Below are 17,115 nucleotides of genomic sequence, written 5' to 3'. Positions count from 1 at the left end.
CACCTAGGAACGACCAACCGGGGATGCCCCAAATGAGAGGCATCCCCGGTCGGATGTTCAGGCCATCGAGTTGTCTCAGACGAGCTCGGTGACGGTGCCGCCGGCGGCGGCAATCTTCTCCTTGGCGGAGCCGGAGACGGCGTCAACCGAAACCTGCAGCGCCACGGAGATCTCGCCCTGTCCGAGGACCTTGACGAGGTGGTTGTTGCGCACCGCACCCTTGGCGACCAGGTCGGCCACGGTGACCTCTCCACCCTCGGGGTAGAGCGTCGCGAGCTTGTCCAGGTTCACGACCTGGTACTCGGTGCGGAACGGGTTCTTGAAGCCCTTGAGCTTCGGGAGACGCATGTGGAGGGGCATCTGCCCACCCTCGAAGCGCTCCGGAACCTGGTAGCGGGCCTTGGTGCCCTTGGTGCCACGACCGGCGGTCTTACCCTTGGACGCCTCACCACGACCCACACGGGTCTTGGCGGTCTTGGCGCCCGGGGCGGGCCGGAGGTCATGGGCCTTCAGCGGCTTGTTCTCCGCCATGTCAGTCGACCTCCTCAACCGTCACGAGGTGGCGGACGGTGTGAGCCATTCCGCGGAACTCGGGGCGGTCCTCCTTGACAACCACGTCGTTCAGGCGCTTGAGCCCGAGCGAACGCAGGGTGTCGCGGTGGTTCTGCTTGCTGCCGATGTACGACTTCGTCTGCGTGATCTTGAGGCGAGCCATTACGCACCCGCTCCCGCACGCGCACGAAGCAGGGCCGCGGGGGCGACGTCCTCGAGCGGCAGACCACGGCGGGCCGCGATCTCCTCGGGACGCTGCAGGCCCTTGAGGGCCTCCACGGTCGCGTGCACGATGTTGATCGCGTTGTCGGAGCCGAGCGACTTCGACAGGATGTCGTGAACGCCGGCGCACTCCAGAACGGCGCGCACCGGGCCACCGGCGATAACACCGGTACCGGGGGAAGCAGGCTTCAGCAGGACGACGCCCGCAGCCTTCTCGCCCTGGATCGGGTGAGGAATGGTGCCCTGGATACGCGGAACCTTGAAGAAGTTCTTCTTGGCTTCTTCCACGCCCTTGGCGATGGCCGCGGGAACTTCCTTGGCCTTGCCGTAGCCGACACCGACGGTGCCGTCACCATCGCCCACCACGACCAGCGCGGTGAAGCTGAAGCGACGACCACCCTTCACAACCTTGGCGACGCGGTTGATCGCGACAACGCGCTCAACGTACGCGGTCTTCTCGGCGGCAGCTGCGCCGCCGTCACGGCCCTTCCGGTCCCGCCGCTCGCCGCCACCGGCACCGCTTCCGCGGCGCTGGGGTCCAGCCATTGGATTTACCTCTCTCTGTTACGTCCGCTGTGCGTAGGAACCGGGGCTTAGAACTTCAGCCCGGCTTCACGGGCGGCGTCAGCCAGAGCGGCAATCCGCCCGGCGTACTGGTTACCACCGCGGTCAAACACGACGGCCTCGACGCCTGCGGCCTTGGCGCGCTCAGCGACCAGCGCGCCGACCTGCTTGGCCTGGGTGCTCTTGTCGCCCTCGCCACCACGGATGGAGACGTCCAGGGTCGACGCCGACGCGAGCGTGTGGCCCGCGATGTCGTCGATGACCTGAGCCACCATGTGGCGGTTGGACCGCGTCACGACCAAGCGCGGACGCTCCGGCGAACCGGAGATGTGCTTGCGGACGCGGATGTGGCGACGCTTGAGGGCGGCACGCTTGTAGGCGTCGCCCTTGGCGATCTTCACGCCGTATGCCATGGCTACTTACCAGCCTTTCCGACCTTGCGGCGGATGACCTCGCCGGCGTACTTGACGCCCTTGGCCTTGTACGGGTCAGGCTTCCGCAGCTTGCGGATCTTGGCCGCGGTCTCGCCGACCTTCTGCTTGTCGATGCCCTCGACGGAGAACTTCGTGGGGGACTCCACCTTGAAGGTGATGCCCTCCGGGGCCTCGATCAGGATCGGGTGGCTGTAGCCCAGGGCGAACTCCAGGTTGGAGCCCTTCGCCTGGACGCGGTAACCGACACCGCTGATCTCGAGCGCCTTGGTGTATCCCTGGGTCACACCGGTGATCATGTTCGCCACCAGCGTGCGGGACAGGCCGTGAAGGGCCTTGTTCTGACGCTCGTCGTTCGGGCGGGTGACGCTGAGGAAGCCGTCCTCACCCTTGGTGACCTCGATCGGCGACGCGACGGTGTGCGTGAGGGTTCCCTTGGGGCCCTTCACCGCGACCGTGCGGCCATCGATGGTGACGTCCACACCGGCGGGAACCTGGATGGGGAGCTTGCCGATTCGCGACATGAGCTATTCCTCCGTTCCCGACTACCAGACGTAGGCGAGGACTTCCCCACCTACGCCCTTCTTCTGAGCCTGCTGGCCGGTCAGGAGACCGTGGGACGTGGAGATGATCGCCACGCCCAGGCCGCCGAGGACCTTCGGCAGATTGGTGGACTTTGCGTAGACACGCAGACCCGGCTTCGAGATGCGCTTGATGCCGGCGATCGAACGCTCGCGGTTCGGGCCGAACTTCAGCTCCAGGACGAGGTTCTTGCCGACCTCGGCGTCCTCGACCTTCCAGCCGGTGATGAAGCCCTCCTGCTGGAGGATCTCCGCGATGTGCGACTTGATCTTGCTGTGCGGCATCACGACGGAGTCGTGGTATGCCGAGTTCGCGTTACGCAGACGCGTGAGCATGTCTGCGATGGGATCAGTCATGGTCATGAATTGGCCTTCGGCCTCTCTCGCCGGGGTTTCCTGTATGCGCCATCCCTCTCCCCACTCAGAGGCAGGACGGGTGCGGTGCGGGGACCTACGGCGTAGTAAGTCGGTCTTGGGCGGCAGGCGCCCAACCCCGCAAGCCTACGGCATGCGAGGCCGGGCTCCTGCCGACCAGATGCTTACCGAGAGCTTCCGTCAATTCCCGACGCCCCGAAGGGCGAAGGAGAATTACCAGGAGCTCTTGGTCACGCCCGGCAGCTCGCCACGGTGAGCCATCTCACGAAGGCACACGCGGCACAGGCCGAACTTGCGGTAGACGGAGTGGGGCCGGCCGCAGCGCTGGCAGCGGGTGTACCCGCGAACGCCGAACTTCGGCTTACGGGCGGCCTTAGCGATCAGAGCCTTCTTCGCCACGGTCAGTTCTCCTTGAACGGGAAGCCGAGGTGACGAAGGAGGGCACGACCCTCGTCGTCATTGGTCGCCGTGGTGACCACGGTGATGTCCATGCCCCGGACCCGGTCGATCTTGTCCTGGTCGATCTCGTGGAACATGACCTGCTCCGTGAGACCGAAGGTGTAGTTGCCACGGCCGTCGAACTGCTTCGGCGACAGGCCACGGAAGTCACGGATACGCGGCAGCGCGAGCGACAGCGTACGGTCCAGGAACTCCCACATCCGGTCACCGCGCAGGGTGACGTGGCAGCCGATCGGCTGGCCCTCGCGCAGCTTGAACTGCGCGATGGACTTGCGGGCCTTGGTGACGGCCGGCTTCTGGCCGGTGATCGTGGTGAGGTCGCGCACGGCGCCGTCGATCAGCTTGGAGTCGCGGGCGGCGTCGCCCACACCCATGTTGACCACGATCTTGACCAGGCCGGGGATCTGCATGACGTTCTCGTAGGAGAACTCCTCACGCAGCTTGCCGGCGATTTCCTCGCGGTACTTCGTCTTCAGACGCGGAGTGGTGGTGGTAGCCATCAGATGTCCTCACCCGTCCGCTTGGCAACGCGGATCTTGTTGCCTTCGTCGTCGAAGCGGTAACCGACGCGCGTGACGACCTTGTTGCCGTCCTTCTCCACGACGAGCTGAACGTTGCTCACGTGGATGGGGGCCTCGGTCGTGACGATGCCACCGGTCTGCGAACCGCGAGCGGTCTGGCCGGCCTTGGTGTGCTTCTTGACCCGGTTGACACCCTCGACGAGGACGCGGTCCTGAGCGGGGTAGGCCACGATGACCTTGCCCTGCTTGCCCTTGTCCTTACCGGTGATGACCTGAACCAGGTCGCCCTTCTTGATCTTCATGCTTACAGCACCTCCGGCGCGAGCGAGATGATCTTCATGAACTTCTTCTCGCGCAGTTCCCGGCCCACCGGGCCGAAGATGCGGGTGCCGCGGGGGTCACCGTCGTTCTTCAGAATGACGGCGGCGTTCTCGTCGAAGCGGATGTACGAGCCATCCTGACGGCGACGCTCCTTGACGGTGCGAACGATGACGGCCTTGACGACGTCACCCTTCTTCACGTTGCCACCGGGGATCGCGTCCTTGACGGTGGCGACGATGACGTCACCGATGCCCGCGTAGCGGCGACCCGAACCACCGAGAACACGGATGGTGAGGATTTCCTTCGCACCCGTGTTGTCGGCGACGCGAAGTCGCGACTCCTGCTGGATCACGTCTATCTCCTGATCGTCTGCCGGTTCCCGGTGGGGGCCGCTCCGTCACCGGAGCGGACCCCACCGAGCCTGGCGGAACCTGCCTGAGGGGAATGCCCCTCAGGAATTACTTGGCCTTCTCGAGGATCTCGACGACGCGCCACCGCTTCGTGGCGGACAGCGGCCGGGTCTCCATCAGGAGGACGCGGTCGCCGACGCCGGCGGCGTTCTGCTCGTCGTGCGCCTTGAGCTTGTTCGTACGGCGGATGACCTTGCCGTACAGCGCGTGCTTGACACGGTCCTCGACAGCGACGACGACGGTCTTGTCCATCTTGTCGCTGACGACCAGACCCTCACGGGTCTTGCGGAAACCGCGGTCGGTGTTCGTCTCAGTCACAGTCTTCTCGCTCATCAGGCGCTCTCCACCGTCTCGATGCCCAGCTCGCGCTCGCGCATCAGGGTGTAGATCCGGGCGATGTCCTTACGGACGGACTTGAGCCGGCCGTGGTTCTCGAGCTGCCCGGTCGCCGCCTGGAAGCGGAGGTTGAACAGCTCTTCCTTGGCCTCGCGGAGCTTGTTGAGCAGCTCCTCGTTGCCCAGCTCGCGCAGCTCGGACGCCTTGGTTCCGGCCGACATCACGCCTCACCTGCCTCGCGCCGAACGATGCGGCACTTCATCGGAAGCTTGTGAGCAGCGCGGGTGAGCGCCTCACGAGCAATCTTCTCGTTCGGGTAGGACAGCTCGAACATCACCCGACCCGGCTTGACGTTCGCGATCCACCACTCGGGAGAACCCTTACCGGAACCCATGCGGGTCTCGGCCGGCTTCTTCGTCAGGGGACGGTCCGGGTAGATGTTGATCCAGACCTTGCCGCCACGCTTGATGTGACGGGTCATCGCGATACGAGCTGCCTCGATCTGACGGTTCGTCACGTACGCCGGGGTCAGCGCCTGGATGCCGTACTCGCCGAACGCAACCTGCGTGCCACCCTTGGACATACCGCTGCGCTTCGGGTGGTGCTGCTTGCGGTGCTTGACCCTACGGGGGATCAGCATTTCGGTCAGGCCTCCGTTCCGGTGCTCTCGGCAGCCGGAGCGGCAGCGGCGGGAGCCTCGGCCTTGGGGGCCTCGGCAGCCGGAGCCGACTGCTGCTGCGGCTTGCGACCGCGACCGCCACGCTCGCCACCACGGCCACCACGGCCGGCCGGGCGGTCAGCGCCGCCACGGGCCGGGCGGTTGCCGGCGCGGGCAGCGGCGTTCTCGGCGCGGACCTCGGCGATGTTCTTGACGTCGCCCTTGTAGATCCAGACCTTCACGCCGATGCGGCCGAAGGTCGTCTTGGCCTCGAAGAAGCCGTAGTCGACGTTCGCGCGGAGCGTGTGCAGGGGCACACGGCCCTCGCGGTAGAACTCCGAGCGGGACATCTCGGCGCCGCCGAGGCGGCCACCGCACTGGATCTTGATGCCCTTGGCGCCGGCCTTCATCGAGCTCTGCATGCTCTTGCGCATGGCCCGACGGAAGGAGACGCGGGAGGAGAGCTGCTCGGCGACGGCCTGGGCCACCAGCTGAGCGTCGACCTCGGGGTTCTTGACCTCGAGGATGTTCAGCTGGACCTGCTTGCCGGTCAGCTTCTCCAGCTCGCCACGGATGCGGTCGGCCTCGGCGCCGCGGCGACCGATGACGATGCCCGGGCGGGCGGTGTGGATGTCAACGCGGACGCGGTCGCGGGTGCGCTCGATCTCGACCTTCGAGATGCCGGCCCGCTCCATGCCCTTCGTCATCATGCGACGAATGGCGACGTCTTCCTTGACGTAGTCCTTGTACAGCTTGTCGGCGTACCAACGGGACTTGAAGTCCGTGGTAATGCCGAGCCGGAACCCGTGCGGGTTTACCTTCTGGCCCATTACCGGGTTCCTTCCTTGCTGCTGACGACCACGGTGATGTGGCTGGTCCGCTTACGGATCCGGTAGGCACGGCCCTGAGCACGCGGACGGAACCGCTTCAGGGTCGGGCCCTCGTCCACGTACGCCTCGCTGATGACCAGCGAAGAGGCGTCGGTGTGGTCGTAGTTGTGTGCGGCGTTGGCAATGGCGCTGTCCAGCACCTTGCCAACCGGCACGCTCGCGGCCTGCGGGGCGAAACGCAGGACCGCCTGAGCCTCCGTGGCATCCATGCCACGGATGAGGTCCACCACGCGGCGGGCCTTCATGGGCGTGACGCGGATGTACCGCGCCTGGGCCCTGGCTTCCATGGTTGTCCCTTCGGTGTAAGTCATGAGTCGTTCCACTCCGCGATTAGCGGCGCTTCGACTTCCGGTCGTCCTTGACGTGGCCGCGGAAGGTGCGAGTCGGCGAGAACTCGCCGAGCTTGTGGCCGACCATCGACTCGGTGACGAACACCGGGACGTGGATCTTGCCGTTGTGCACCGCGATGGTGTGACCCAGCATGGCCGGGACGATCATCGAGCGACGGGACCAGGTCTTGATGACGTTCTTGGTGCCTGCCTCGTTCTGTACGTCCACCTTCTTGATGAGGTGGCCGTCGACGAAGGGCCCCTTCTTGAGACTGCGCGGCATCTAAACCCGCTCCTAGCGCTTCTTGTTCGTCTTGCGGCGGCGGACGATGTACTTGCTCGATGCCTTCTTCGGCGAGCGAGTACGACCCTCCTTCTGACCCCACGGCGAGACCGGGTGGCGACCACCGGAGGTCTTGCCCTCACCACCACCGTGCGGGTGGTCAACCGGGTTCATCGCGACACCGCGGACGGTCGGGCGGACGCCCTTCCAGCGCATGCGGCCGGCCTTGCCCCAGTTGATGTTCGACTGCTCGGCGTTGCCGACCTCGCCGATCGTGGCGCGGCAGCGGGCGTCGACCAGGCGGATTTCACCCGACGGCATACGAAGGTGGGCCATGGTGCCCTCCTTCGCCAGCAGCTGCACGGAGGCACCCGCGGAACGGGCGAACTTCGCGCCGCCGCCGGGCCGCAGCTCGATGGCGTGGATGGTCGTACCGACCGGGATGTTGCGCAGCGCCAGGTTGTTGCCGGGCTTGATGTCGGCGGCCGGGCCGTTCTCGACACGGTCGCCCTGCGTCAGGCCACGCGGCGCGATGATGTAGCGCTTCTCGCCGTCCGCGTAGTGCAGGAGCGCGATGCGCGCGGTGCGGTTGGGGTCGTACTCGATGTGCGCGACCTTGGCCGGCACGCCGTCCTTGTCGTGACGACGGAAGTCGATCACTCGGTAGGCGCGCTTGTGGCCACCGCCCTGGTGGCGAACGGTCACACGACCGGCGTTGTTACGGCCGCCCTTGCTGTGCAGGGGGCGGACCAGCGACTTCTCCGGCGTGGACCGCGTGATCTCGACAAAGTCGGCGACGCTGGAGCCACGACGGCCCGGGGTCGTCGGCTTGTACTTGCGGATACCCATTTCTCAGTCCTCGTCCGATTCCGGACGATCCAGACCGCCCTCAGGCGGTCGGACCGCCGAAGATGTCGATACGGTCGCCCTCGGCGAGGGTCACGATGGCGCGCTTGGTGTCAGCACGCTTGCCGAAACCGGTGCGGGTGCGCTTGCGCTTGCCCTGCCGGTTGATCGTGTTGACCCCGGTGACCTTGACCGAGAAGACCGCTTCCACGGCCTGCTTGATCTGGGTCTTGTTGGAGCCGGGCGCGACGATGAACGTGTACTTGTTCTCGTCGAGCAGCGCGTAGCTCTTCTCGGAAACGACCGGCTTGACGAGAACGTCGCGCGGGTCCGAGTAGGTCTTGCTGGTAACGGTCGCCTCACTCATCAGGCGTCGCTCCCTTCGGTCTCAGCGGTCTGGGGGCCAGACACGAAGGACTCGAAGGCGGCCTGGGTGAAGACCACGTCGTCAGAGACGATCACGTCGTACGTGTTCAGCTGGCCCGGCTCCAGGATGTGCACCTGGGGCAGGTTGCGGGCGGACAGCCACGCGGCCTCGTCGGCACGGTCGACGACCAGGAGCAGGTTCTTGCGCTCCGAGATCTTGCCGAACAGCGTCTTGGCGGCCTTGGTGGAGACGGCACCCTCGACCACGCCGGTGACGACGTGGATGCGGGAGTGACGGGCCCGGTCCGAGAGGGCACCGCGCAGGGCGGCGGCCTTCATCTTCTTCGGGGTCCGCTGCGAGTAGTCACGCGGCTGCGGGCCGTGGACGACGCCACCGCCGGCGAACTGCGGCGCACGGGTCGAACCCTGGCGCGCGCGGCCGGTGCCCTTCTGGCGGTACGGCTTGCGGCCACCGCCACGGACTTCGCCGCGGGTCTTGGTCTTGTGCGTGCCCTGACGGGCAGCGGCCAGCTGTGCGACAACGACCTGGTGGATCAGCGGAACGCTGGTCTTGGCGTCGAAGATCTCCGCGGGGAGCTCGACGGTACCGGCCTTGTCGCCTGCCGGCGAAAGGATGTCAATGGTGCTCATTACCTCAAGCCCCCTTGGCCGCGGTACGGACCAGGACGAGGCCGCCGTTCGGACCGGGGACTGCGCCCTTGATGAGGAGCAGACCCTTCTCCGCGTCAACCGCGTGGATGGTCAGGTTCTGGGTGGTGACACGCTCGTTGCCCATGCGACCCGCCATGCGCATGCCCTTGAAGACACGGCCGGGGGTGGCACAGCCACCGATGGAGCCGGGCATGCGGTGCACACGGTGGGCACCGTGGGACGCCTTGCCACCCTTGAAGTTGTGACGCTTCATCACACCGGCGAAGCCCTTGCCCTTGCTCTTGCCCGTGACGTCGACCTTGACGCCGGACTCGAACACCTCGGCAGTGACTTCCTGGCCCAGCGTGTACTCGCTGGCGTCCGCGGTGCGGAGCTCCACCAGGTGGCGGCGCGGGGTCACGTCGGCCTTGGCGAAGTGACCCTTGAGGGGCTTGTTCACCTTGCGGGGGTCGATCTCGCCGAAGGCGATCTGGACTGCCTCGTAGCCGTCGTTGTCGTTGGTGCGGACCTGGGTGACGACGCAGGGCCCGGCCTTGACGACGGTCACCGGGACGACCCGGTTGTTCTCGTCCCAGACCTGGGTCATGCCGAGCTTCTCGCCCAGAACGCCCTTAATGTTCTTAGCCATCTCGCGCGTCACCTCAGAGCTTGATCTCGATGTCGACGCCCGCCGGCAGGTCGAGACGCATCAGCGAGTCAACCGTCTTCGGCGTGGGGTCGAGGATGTCGATGAGGCGCTTGTGCGTCCGCATCTCGAAGTGCTCGCGCGAGTCCTTGTACTTGTGCGGCGACTTGATGACGCAGTACACGTTCTTCTCAGTGGGCAGCGGCACCGGGCCCGCGACCGACGCACCAGTGCGGGTCACCGTCTCGACGATCTTCTTCGCCGAGGAGTCGATGACCTCGTGGTCGTAGGCCTTGAGCCGGATGCGGATCTTCTGTCCCGCCATGGCTACTAGTAGTCCTGTCTCTCATAACGCTCTGGAACCCGAGGGCTCTGGTAACTCCGTCTCCGACCCACGCGGTCGGGCGTGTCGCATCCCCTCTACGCAGAACTCCCGAAGGATTTCCCAACCAAGGGGGTGCGGGCCCTAGGACCGCGAGACCGGGGGCGGAACACCCACCGGGTGCCTGGCCTGTGCCCCACTGACGCTTCCCGGAAGATTCCCGTACGTCCGACCCGCAAGGGGTCGACGAGTACTGTGGGACTCGCTTCCGGTCCTCCCGGCGGGAGGCGCGCAGCATTGACACTCAACCGAGCAACCTGGTCAGTGTGCCATACGGGGTGTGAGCCTGGCCAATCGGGCCGAGGATCTTACCGCGCGCGGTCGCTCGGTCAAACGCGGGCGCGCAGCGGGAGCAATGCGGGGCGGCGCTCGCCGTAATTCGGTCGAGTGCGGTACGCCCCCGCCCCTACAGTGACCGGCCGGGCACGCCGTCGTCACCAGGGACACCGATCATGCGTACGCACTATCCACGTACCGCTCATCTGCCCTGGTCCCCGGGGGCCGCCTCGGACGACGTACGGATCGCGGATCTCTCCGGGCTGACCGGCCGCGAGGTCGTCGTCACGGAGAAGCTGGACGGCGAGAACACCACGCTCTACGCCGACGGCCTGCACGCCCGCTCCCTCGATTCCGCCCACCACCCCTCGCGGGGCTGGGTGAAGGCGCTCCAGGGCCGGGTCGGGGCGCGGATCCCCGAGGGGTGGCGGGTGTGCGGGGAGAACATGTTCGCGCGCCACTCGATCCCCTACGAGGAGCTGGAGAGCTTCTTCTACGGCTTCTCCGTCTGGGACGGGGAGCGCTGCCTGGACTGGGACCGGACCGTGGCGTTCCTGCGGGACCTGGGGATACCGGTGCCGCCGGTGCTGTGGCGCGGAGTGTTCGACGCGCGGGCCGAGAAGGCGCTGCGGGCGTTGCGGCCGGACACCGGGCGACAGGAGGGGTACGTCGTACGGCCCGCGGACGGCTTCGACGCACCGGACTTCGGGCGCCGGGTGGCGAAGTGGGTGCGGCCCGGCCACGTACAGACCGGTACGCACTGGATGCACGCCCCCGTCGTGGGGAACGGGCTCGGTCCGGCCGCCGCCCTGTGGGCCGTACGCTCCGGGGCGCCCGTCGACGCGGCGGCACTGGCCGCCGCCGCGGGCACGGCGCCGGGGGATTCCGGGGCGGCCGTCGCGATGGGTGACACCCTCGACACGTCGGGGCGGACGGGCGACGACCGGCTGACCGGCGTACTGGCCGCGCTGCTGCACCGCGGACGGCGGACCGAGCTGGCGCCCGCTCTCGCGCGGACGCTGGGGATGCCGCTCGCCCGCCGCGTCGCGGACCTCGTCGGACTGCACCCCGCGCTGCACCGCCCGTACCCGGACGAGGAGCGCCGGGCCGGACTGGCCCGGATGTCGTTCGCCGCCGATCTGTCGCTGCTGCACGCGCTGGCCGCCACGGTGGCGGACACCGACGGGGCGCGCGAGCAGGTGGAGTGGTCGTCGCTGCACGCGCAGGAGGTACGGGAGCCGGACGGGCTGCGCGAGGCGTTCGCGGACCTGGAGCCGGCCGCCGCCGCCCGCTGCCTGGCACAGGCCCGCGAGGCCTGCGCCGCGGGCCGGGTCGGCACCGCCGAGGAGGCCGTCGCGGCGACCTGGCGGTGGCGGGCAGGGGACTTCCCCCGCCTGGTCCATCTGGTCGGCCCCTCCGGCAGCGGCAAGAGCACCTTCGGCCGCGGGCTGCCCGGCGTCGACACGTATCTCTCGCTCGACGACCTGCGCCTCGCCCGGGGATCACGTGCCGACCAGAAGGCCAACGGAGAAGTACTGCGCGAGGGCCTCGGCCGGCTGGACACCGCGCTCGCCGCGGGTGGCACGGTCGTCTGGGACGCCACCTCGCTCAACGTGCACCAGCGTTCCCTGGTGCACGCCGTCGCCCGGCGCAGGGATGCTCTGCTGACCCACGCCGTGGCCCTGGTCGACGGGGCGGAACTCGTGCGCCGCAACGAACGCCGCACCCACCCGGTGCCCCCGGAGGTGCTGACCTCGCAGCTGCGCCGGTTCGTACCCCCGTATCCCGGCCAGGCGCACCGCACCTGGTACATCGGCGCGAGCGGAACCGTGGAGGACAAGGTGTAGGGCCTTCCGTCCGGGTCGGGCCGGATCGGGGAGCGGGGTCCGGTGCCGTGGATCGCGAGGCGGAGGAGGGAGTCGATGGGGTCTCCCCTGCTCGGGCGGTGTCGGGAGCTCGGGGAGGGAGCCATGGCGAGTGACGACGAACGCCGCGAGGCGCGGCACCGGGGCGCGCGACCCCGGCACGATCCGGACGGAAGGCCCTGAATGCGTACGAGCGAGGAGATCTACCACCGGGTCCGCTGGGACTCCCGGTTCGATCCGGCGCGCTTCGTGCTGGGCGTGGCGCAGCGCGGGACGGTGCCCGAGCGGGTGCCGCTGCCCCGCTTCACACCGGGCGGGGAGATCCCCTGGCACCGGGTGCTGTTCTTCGAGGCGGACGGCGAGGTGGTGTGGGACCGGCCCTCGGGCGTGGACCGCATCGACGCGACGGACGCCGGGAGGGTACGCGCCCCGCGCCGGCTGCCGTCCCCCTGCTTCACCTCCCGCACGCCGCACGTGTTCTCCGCGCCCAAGGGCCTCTGGGTGCCCGTACCCGAGGGGGTTCCGGCATCCGTGCCGCCCGCTCCCCTGACGCTGCTGACCTGGAACACCCTCTGGGACCGCTACGACAGCGACCGCATCGACACCGCACGGCGCCGGCCGCTCCTCCTCGACGCCCTGCAGGCGGCGGACGCGGACGTCATCGCCCTCCAGGAGGCCGAGCCCGCCCTGCTCGGTCCGCTGTTGTCCACGCCCTGGGTTCGCGAGAGCTACACGTTCTGGGCCGATCCGGCCGGCCGGGACATCGCCGACTACGGTCTGCTGCTGCTCAGCAGGCTCCCCGTGCGGGAGGCGGGCCTGCACGTCCTCGGCCCGCACAAGGCGGTCGCCGCCGTGGTCGTGGAGAGCGCGGAGGGACCCGTCACGGTCGCGGTCACCCATCTCAGCAGCGACCACTCGGCGAACGGCGCGGCCCGGCGCGACGCCGAACTGACCGATCTGGCAACGGGGTTGGCAGCCATCGGGGGCGATGTGACGCTGCTCGGCGACTTCAACGACGGCGGGGACGCCCCACAGGAGAGGCTGGGAATGCCCGATGCCTGGAGCCGGGTGCACGGCGCCGACGACCGGACGCCGACCTTCGATCCGTCCGTCAACCCGCTGGCGGCCGTCTCCTCCCTGACGGGACGGGCGTCCCGGCTCGACCGGGTGCTGGTCCGCCCGGGGCGGCTGCGTCCCGTGTCGGCCACGCTGCTGGGCGACGTACCGACACCGGACGGGCTGTACGTGTCGGACCATTTCGGGGTGCGGGTGGAGCTGACCGGGGCGGCCGCGGCGGAGGCGGACGACGGCGGCACCGCGGCGGAGATCGTCCGCCGGGTGGCCGCCGCCCTGCCCGAGGGCCGCGTCCACCTGGTCGGTTCACGACGGATGGGCTGTGCGCTGCCCGGCGCCGACGTGGATCTGGTCGCGGCACTGCCCGGGGACGGGGATCTCCCGGGGACACAGGAGCGGCTGAACGCAGCCCTGCCGGACGCCGTCGACCTGCGCGAGGTGACCGGAGCCCGCGTACCCGGACTGCGCTTCGGCCTCGCCGGGCTCCGGGTGGATCTGGTGACGGTCGCGACGGGCGGCCTCTCCCCCGCCGAGGCGGTCGCCCGCCGCACCGGCCTGGGCGAGGCCGCGGCGACGGCGCTCTGCGCGGTGAGCGACGCGGACGCGGTGCTCGCGGCGGCGGCCCCGCACCGGGACGCGTTCACCCGGCTCGCCCGCGAGGTGAAGGGCTGGGCGCGGGCACGCGGCCTGGACTCCGCACCGTGCGGCGGACTGCCCGGCCTGGCGTGGACCGTGCTGGCGGCCCGTACCGCCCACGAGGCCGGGGATCTGCCGCCTCTGCCCCTCCTGCGGCACTTCTTCGCGACCTGGGCCGCGTGGGACTGGAACCGGCCGGTCGGCTCCGGTTGCACGCGGCCGGACGGGTCCCCCCTGACCGTGCTGACCCCGACGGCCCCCGTCCGCTCCTGCACCTCGCAGGTCTCCCTCGCGGGCCGCGATCTCGTCGTCGAGGAGCTCTTCCGCGCCTGGGAGATCCTGGAGTCCGCCGACGACACCGGGCCCGTACCGCACGCCCTGCTCTGTGCCCCGCCGCCGCTGCGTCTGCGGCACGCCGCCTGGGCGATCGTCTCCGTGTCGCCCGGCCCCGACGAGGGGCGCCTTCGGGGCCGGCTGCTGGCCCTGCTCGCCGCCCTCGCGGAAGCGGGCTCCCCGGACGCCCACGCCTGGCCCCGCCCGGTCACCGCCGACACCTCCCTCGTCCAGTACGCCATCGGCCTGGGCCGCACCCCGCCGGACGGGGCCCGGCTCGCGGAGATCGGCGCCCGGCTGCTGCGCGGCATCCCGGGAGCGGGGCTGCGGCCGACGGGCCGTCAGCCCTTCTGAACGTCAGCGCGCCCCGAGGCCCGGAGCGACCGGGCTCGGGGCGCGCGTGCTGGTCAGCTCCCGGGCTGTCGTCGCGACCGGGATCGCCTTGGCTGGAGGCCGTGCCGGGAACCTCGTCGCGTGTGGCAGCGGGTGTGCGGAAGGCCCCGACCGCCGGTCGGGGCCTTCCAGTGCAGTGCGTGGATCAGCGGACGTCCACGTAGTCGCCCGCGGCTGTGGCCGACGGGGTCGTTGTGTTGCCTGCGAAGGCGTAGCGCCAGTACCCGTCAACCGACGCGGTCACCGTGGCCTTGAGGTTGCCGGTGCTGTCCGTCGTCACCGTCTTCACCGTGGTGTACGCCGTCGTCCCGGATTTGCGGAACTGAAGCTTCACCGGCTGCGCGGTGTATCCGTGGTAGCCGCCGGTCTCCCAGTTGGCCCGCGCGAGCTTGCCCGTGATGGTGAGCATCTTGCCCTTGGTCACGGGTTCGGGGGAGGCGTTGACCGTCTGGGTCGAGTCGCGCTGCATAAGGGCCGATGCGGCGGCGTGCAGATCGGTGTAGCTCCTGCCGTCCGCCGACTCCGCCCAGGCTGCGAGCTTCCAGGTGCCCGCCAGTGCGTTGCGGCCGAGTGTCCAGCGGGGGGCGATGTACGCGAAGTGCGCCTCGCACGTGGCCTTTGTCGCGTCGACCTTCGTGCAGGTCGCGGGCCACGTCCCGTAGAGGACCCCGTCCGGGGCATCGTACGAGCCGTGGTAGAGGTACATGTCACCGCCCGAGATGCCGGCCGGGTCGGTCGCGGTGAACTTCGCCTTGAACTCCTGCAGCGGTTCGTTCGTCAACTCCACACCCTTGCCGCCGTTGACGACGACGTTGGAGATCCGGGCGGAGCCGGCCTTCTCGTCGCCCTGCGGACGCGGTCCGGCGAAGGCGCGCTCGATGGTGCGGCGCACGCTGCCCCCCTGGTCGTCGGTGGCGGTCACGCGCAGCGAGACGAAGGACGCGGTGGCCGGAACCATGAGGGCCGCCATGTTGCCGGTGAGCGGCAGACCGGTCCACGTGGCGCCGTCGTCGACGGAGTACTCGATGCCGGTGACGGTCTCCACGGCGCTGGAGTTGCGGGTGGCGGCGGTAGCTGTGATGCGCACGGGGGCGGCGGTGCCGGCCCGGTTGGAGGCATCGAGCCCGGCGAGTTTCACCTGGGCGTCGATCAACGGCAGTTCGGTCGCCGCCGACGCGCGAGTGGAGGTGAAGGACCACTCACTGCGTACCGTTGTGGACAGTCGCCGGTAGGGCACGCGGTGGCTGATGGTCTGGTCGAGGGTGTACGTCCCGGTATCGGCCGGAACGGTGGCCGACAGCTGCTGGTAAGGCGTCATGCCTGTGGACGCGGCGTAGGTGACGCCGCCACGCGTCAGGCGGTACGAGATCACGGACCGGCCGTCCGTGCCCGCGTGCCCGGCCGCGTCGCTGAAGCCGTGCGGTTCGTACAGCCAGATCTTGTCGCCCTGCCGCTGCGACCCTCCCCACTCGCGACGGGTCGGCTGCAGCGGAGCCTCACCGACGGTCTCGGCGGCCGCGGTTCCGGCAGCCAGGGAACGGTCCGGCAGTGCGAGCCCGTAGTCACCGGTCCCATAGGCAAGGAACCGGCTGTAGGGGATGCCGGGGGTGACGTACTCGGTGACCGAACCGGCCACCGGCACGGCCGAGGCCACGTAGACACCGGTCCACTCCCCGAGATTCGGCACCGTCTGCAACAGCGCGGTCGTCCGCGTGCCCGGGGCGCGCACGTGGGTGACCGTCTTCGCGAGCGCGGCTCGTTTCACCGATGCGATCGGAGAGGCGGGCACGGTGTCCCGGAATGTGTGCGTGAGGTCGTACCGGAAGGGGCTGGGTGCGCTCGCCGTGGCGCCTTGCCGGGTGAGGATGTCGTGGATCCGCAATGCTGCACCCGGCTGAGAAAACGGCGTGACGTACACCTTGTCCGCACCCGACCCCACGAAGCCCGCGAGGCCGCCTCCGGGTACCGAGATCCACACGGCTGAACCGCCGCGGGTGGCCGTCGTGTCGTCGGCCCGGATCCCGGCCTCCTTGGCGGCCCGCTCGTCGAAGGACACGGTCGTGGCAGCCGTACCGACCTTGAAGGTGCGGGTCAGGAGGTAGCCCGGCCGCTGCCAGTCGCTGTGCAGCGCCACGGAGAAGTAGTCGCCCGGCGGCAGCTTCACGGTCGAGGACGGGCCGCCGGCGTCGCTGTTGACGGCGTATCCCGCCCAGGTCTTGCGGTCCCAGACGTAGAAGGACTTGCTCGTGACGGCGGCGTTGGTGATGGTCAGTTTCACGGAGTACGTGGTGGCCGCGGCCGCCCGCGTCAGCGCCTTCGCCCCTGTCCCCGCCGGCAGGGCCACCCTGGTGGCCGGCACCGGCTCCGGCAGCGCAGTCGGCCGTACGTCCAGCGCGGCGTTCGTGGAGCCGATGGCGTACCGCTTGCCGCGGGCCCCGCCCCCATCCGTAATGCGTACGTCACCGTCAACGATCTCGAGGCTCTCGCCGTTTCCGAGACCGGCACCCCGGGACACGCCCTCGGCCGTGCCCTTCACTTCGGAGATCCGGCCCATAGTTCCCGGGCCCGCGTCCGAAGCGCCGGCTGCCGGCGCCATCAGTACCCCCGCCAGAACCGCCGCGCACACGCCTGCCCCTGCGGATCTTCGTGCGTTCCACTTCCACGTACCAGACATCAGTCCGCCCTCCCCGAAGTTCGACTGACGACAACTCCCGG

General features: G+C 69.1%; 24 protein-coding genes. 2 read left to right on the top strand and 22 right to left on the bottom strand.

Going from position 1 to position 17,115, the window contains the following annotated elements; all coding sequences use genetic code 11:
* Window positions 1-75: 75 nt before the first annotated feature.
* The 21 genes from rplO to rpsJ all read right to left on the bottom strand — a co-directional run bounded on the left by rplO (window position 76) and on the right by rpsJ (window position 9,766).
* A complete protein-coding gene (gene rplO / locus ACIQCZ_RS02570) occupies window positions 76-531 on the bottom strand; it encodes a 50S ribosomal protein L15 (RefSeq protein WP_018550610.1) in 456 nt (151 codons plus the stop codon).
* 1 nt (window position 532) lies between these two features.
* Window positions 533-715: a 50S ribosomal protein L30 gene (gene rpmD / locus ACIQCZ_RS02565; RefSeq protein ID WP_030914154.1), complete on the bottom strand. Its 183-nt coding sequence runs from the start codon at window positions 713-715 to the stop codon at window positions 533-535.
* The gene (rpsE, locus tag ACIQCZ_RS02560) at window positions 715-1,320 is read right to left on the bottom strand and encodes a 30S ribosomal protein S5 (RefSeq protein ID WP_072485533.1); all 606 of its coding nucleotides are present in this window, start codon (window positions 1,318-1,320) and stop codon (window positions 715-717) included. Before rpsE ends, rpmD begins: the two co-directional genes overlap by 1 nt.
* A gap of 47 nt (window positions 1,321-1,367) precedes the next feature.
* Entirely contained in the window at window positions 1,368-1,751 is a 384-nt protein-coding gene (rplR, locus tag ACIQCZ_RS02555; protein ID WP_093540756.1) for a 50S ribosomal protein L18, read from the bottom strand.
* A gap of 2 nt (window positions 1,752-1,753) precedes the next feature.
* Complete coding sequence (gene rplF / locus ACIQCZ_RS02550; protein WP_266747962.1) at window positions 1,754-2,293, bottom strand: 50S ribosomal protein L6; 540 nt, start codon at window positions 2,291-2,293, stop codon at window positions 1,754-1,756.
* 21 nt (window positions 2,294-2,314) lie between these two features.
* On the bottom strand, window positions 2,315-2,713 hold the full coding sequence (gene rpsH / locus ACIQCZ_RS02545; protein ID WP_005313538.1) for a 30S ribosomal protein S8: 399 nt from the start codon (window positions 2,711-2,713) through the stop codon (window positions 2,315-2,317).
* A gap of 225 nt (window positions 2,714-2,938) precedes the next feature.
* Complete coding sequence (locus ACIQCZ_RS02540; RefSeq protein ID WP_003948630.1) at window positions 2,939-3,124, bottom strand: type Z 30S ribosomal protein S14; 186 nt, start codon at window positions 3,122-3,124, stop codon at window positions 2,939-2,941.
* A 2-nt stretch (window positions 3,125-3,126) separates the two neighbouring features.
* Window positions 3,127-3,684, bottom strand: coding sequence for a 50S ribosomal protein L5 (gene rplE, locus ACIQCZ_RS02535; RefSeq protein ID WP_189544134.1), 558 nt, complete (start codon window positions 3,682-3,684; stop codon window positions 3,127-3,129).
* Window positions 3,684-4,007, bottom strand: a complete 324-nt coding sequence (gene rplX, locus ACIQCZ_RS02530; protein ID WP_003966949.1) for a 50S ribosomal protein L24 — start codon at window positions 4,005-4,007, stop codon at window positions 3,684-3,686. Before rplX ends, rplE begins: the two co-directional genes overlap by 1 nt.
* Window positions 4,008-4,009: 2 nt before the next feature.
* Window positions 4,010-4,378 (bottom strand): 50S ribosomal protein L14, encoded by a 369-nt coding sequence (rplN, locus tag ACIQCZ_RS02525; RefSeq protein ID WP_003966950.1) that lies wholly within the window; start codon window positions 4,376-4,378, stop codon window positions 4,010-4,012.
* A gap of 106 nt (window positions 4,379-4,484) precedes the next feature.
* Window positions 4,485-4,769: a 30S ribosomal protein S17 gene (rpsQ, locus tag ACIQCZ_RS02520; RefSeq protein ID WP_030977953.1), complete on the bottom strand. Its 285-nt coding sequence runs from the start codon at window positions 4,767-4,769 to the stop codon at window positions 4,485-4,487.
* The gene (rpmC, locus tag ACIQCZ_RS02515; RefSeq protein WP_015035581.1) at window positions 4,769-4,993 is read right to left on the bottom strand and encodes a 50S ribosomal protein L29; all 225 of its coding nucleotides are present in this window, start codon (window positions 4,991-4,993) and stop codon (window positions 4,769-4,771) included. The genes rpsQ and rpmC overlap by 1 nt, the downstream gene beginning before the upstream one ends.
* Entirely contained in the window at window positions 4,993-5,412 is a 420-nt protein-coding gene (gene rplP / locus ACIQCZ_RS02510) for a 50S ribosomal protein L16 (protein WP_072485538.1), read from the bottom strand. Before rplP ends, rpmC begins: the two co-directional genes overlap by 1 nt.
* A 5-nt stretch (window positions 5,413-5,417) precedes the next feature.
* Window positions 5,418-6,260, bottom strand: coding sequence for a 30S ribosomal protein S3 (gene rpsC / locus ACIQCZ_RS02505; RefSeq protein ID WP_093540760.1), 843 nt, complete (start codon window positions 6,258-6,260; stop codon window positions 5,418-5,420).
* Window positions 6,260-6,607, bottom strand: a complete 348-nt coding sequence (rplV, locus tag ACIQCZ_RS02500; protein WP_004571827.1) for a 50S ribosomal protein L22 — start codon at window positions 6,605-6,607, stop codon at window positions 6,260-6,262. Before rplV ends, rpsC begins: the two co-directional genes overlap by 1 nt.
* 43 nt (window positions 6,608-6,650) lie before the next feature.
* The gene (gene rpsS, locus ACIQCZ_RS02495; RefSeq protein ID WP_003966956.1) at window positions 6,651-6,932 is read right to left on the bottom strand and encodes a 30S ribosomal protein S19; all 282 of its coding nucleotides are present in this window, start codon (window positions 6,930-6,932) and stop codon (window positions 6,651-6,653) included.
* A 12-nt stretch (window positions 6,933-6,944) separates the two neighbouring features.
* Window positions 6,945-7,781, bottom strand: a complete 837-nt coding sequence (gene rplB / locus ACIQCZ_RS02490) for a 50S ribosomal protein L2 (protein ID WP_093773282.1) — start codon at window positions 7,779-7,781, stop codon at window positions 6,945-6,947.
* Window positions 7,782-7,821: 40 nt separating this feature from the next.
* Window positions 7,822-8,145, bottom strand: a complete 324-nt coding sequence (gene rplW / locus ACIQCZ_RS02485) for a 50S ribosomal protein L23 (RefSeq protein WP_189544130.1) — start codon at window positions 8,143-8,145, stop codon at window positions 7,822-7,824.
* On the bottom strand, window positions 8,145-8,795 hold the full coding sequence (rplD, locus tag ACIQCZ_RS02480; protein WP_327369309.1) for a 50S ribosomal protein L4: 651 nt from the start codon (window positions 8,793-8,795) through the stop codon (window positions 8,145-8,147). Before rplD ends, rplW begins: the two co-directional genes overlap by 1 nt.
* Window positions 8,796-8,799: 4 nt before the next feature.
* On the bottom strand, window positions 8,800-9,444 hold the full coding sequence (gene rplC / locus ACIQCZ_RS02475; protein ID WP_351078032.1) for a 50S ribosomal protein L3: 645 nt from the start codon (window positions 9,442-9,444) through the stop codon (window positions 8,800-8,802).
* Between the two features lie 13 nt (window positions 9,445-9,457).
* Window positions 9,458-9,766: a 30S ribosomal protein S10 gene (gene rpsJ / locus ACIQCZ_RS02470; protein ID WP_003948644.1), complete on the bottom strand. Its 309-nt coding sequence runs from the start codon at window positions 9,764-9,766 to the stop codon at window positions 9,458-9,460.
* 509 nt (window positions 9,767-10,275) lie between these two features.
* Here rpsJ and ACIQCZ_RS02465 point away from each other — a divergent pair.
* Window positions 10,276-11,946: an RNA ligase family protein gene (locus ACIQCZ_RS02465; RefSeq protein ID WP_402278918.1), complete on the top strand. Its 1,671-nt coding sequence runs from the start codon at window positions 10,276-10,278 to the stop codon at window positions 11,944-11,946.
* 201 nt (window positions 11,947-12,147) lie between these two features.
* On the top strand, window positions 12,148-14,361 hold the full coding sequence (locus ACIQCZ_RS02460; protein WP_402278916.1) for a poly(A) polymerase: 2,214 nt from the start codon (window positions 12,148-12,150) through the stop codon (window positions 14,359-14,361).
* 184 nt (window positions 14,362-14,545) lie between these two features.
* Here ACIQCZ_RS02460 and ACIQCZ_RS02455 read toward each other — a convergent pair whose 3' ends face one another.
* Window positions 14,546-16,996, bottom strand: a complete 2,451-nt coding sequence (locus ACIQCZ_RS02455) for a hypothetical protein (protein ID WP_402278914.1) — start codon at window positions 16,994-16,996, stop codon at window positions 14,546-14,548.
* Window positions 16,997-17,115: the final 119 nt, after the last annotated feature.

The organism is Streptomyces sp. NPDC093149, assembly GCF_044754145.1.
Classification (GTDB): Bacteria; Actinomycetota; Actinomycetes; order Streptomycetales; family Streptomycetaceae; genus Streptomyces.
Note: the sequence above shows the minus strand (reverse complement) of the source record. Positions and strands in the feature narration are given on the sequence as shown.